Annotated in this window: 1 protein-coding gene; it reads left to right on the top strand. The window is 40.5% G+C overall.

Annotated elements, in window-relative coordinates; genetic code table 11:
- The first annotated feature begins 244 nt into the window (after positions 1–244).
- Positions 245–1,303 carry an IS110 family RNA-guided transposase gene (locus M3O96_RS21860; RefSeq protein ID WP_249725434.1) on the top strand — a complete coding sequence of 353 codons (1,059 nt, stop codon included), beginning with the start codon at positions 245–247 and terminating at the stop codon, positions 1,301–1,303.
- The last annotated feature ends 1 nt before the right edge of the window (position 1,304 follow it).

Genomic DNA, 1,304 nt, shown 5'->3' with positions numbered 1-1,304 from the left:
CTCCTATGTTTAAAATGATTTCATAAATTAACATAAAGTGGTGAGAGATGGGAGTGAATCCGTGTCCAAATAACCTATTATGGTATATTCTCACAGAGATAATACCCCATCTCTTTCTTTCTCTTAGAGTTTAAACAGAATGTAATGCATATCGTGATTAGGCGATATAGCAACAATATCCGAACAGGAGAAAAAACGAAAGGGAGACATCCACTTTGCTTTGTTTAACTTAAACTCTAAAGCTATGAAGATTCTCAAACAAGTGGTCGGTATCGATGTTGCCATGGACGAACTGGTAAGTAAATTCGGTTTTCTCAACGAAGAATTAAATATCAAATTTAAGTCCGATGAGGTGTTCAAAAACACAGAAAAGGGGTTTGTCAAACTGATTAATTGGACTGACAAGCAATTATCAGCAGAAACCGAGGTTCTGTTTGTTATGGAGGCTACGGGTGTGTATCATGAGAAGCTGGCTCACTGGCTACATAAGAAATCCAAAAAAGTATCCATTGTCCTTCCCAACAAGATCAGTAATTATGCACGGACCCTGGATATCAAAACAGTTACCGATAAAACCGCTGCTGAGGCAATAACACGCTTTGGCTTGGAAAGAAATTTGGATACCTGGGAGCCTGCCCGTCCGATTTTTAGCAAAATCAAGCAGCTTACAAGGGAAAGAGAGCAGATTGTGGCTGAGAGAACGGTTATAAAAAACCAGTTGCACGCAGAAAACTCCGAGGCTTTCCCTAATCTTAACTCCTTGAAGAGATTGAATAAGAGACTCAAACTGCTCAACGGGCAGGAAAAGGAAATCAAAAAGGAGATCAGCCAAATGATAAGGGAGGACAAAAAAGTGCAAGACCATGTAAAAAATATGACAACAATACCGGGGGTGGGTGAACTCACAGCCGCAATTGTACTGGCAGAAACCAACGGTTTTGAACTGATCCGAAACAAGAAACAGCTGACCAGCTATGCCGGCCTCGATGTCAGAGAAAAACAGTCGGGAATATCGGTAAAAGGGAAACCTAGAATATCAAAGAAAGGTAACCGATATCTCAGAAAAGCGGTGCATCTTCCTGCACTGACGGCAGTAAAACACTGTGAGCAATATAAAAGAACATATGCCGGATTGGTAGGAAGACACGGGATAAAAATGAAAGCATTGGTGGCAATACAAAGGAAATTACTGGAGCTGATGTATATCCTTTACAAAACCGAATCAGTCTTTGATCCGGGATACGAAGAAAAAAGAAAGGCCCTGATAAACATATCAGAACCTTTGGAATCTAGCTTAAGCTGAT

The sequence above is a fragment of the Aquiflexum sp. TKW24L genome, assembly GCF_023502205.1.
Taxonomy (GTDB): Bacteria; Bacteroidota; Bacteroidia; order Cytophagales; family Cyclobacteriaceae; genus Cognataquiflexum.
The sequence above is the reverse complement of the archived record's forward strand: the minus strand, read 5'-3'. Positions and strand labels throughout refer to the sequence as shown.

Bases quoted from the DNA above. Each gene is read 5' to 3' on its own strand.
- M3O96_RS21860 (WP_249725434.1), top strand. From the start codon at position 245: ATGAAGATTCTCAAACAAGTGGTCGGTATCGATGTTGCCATGGACGAA.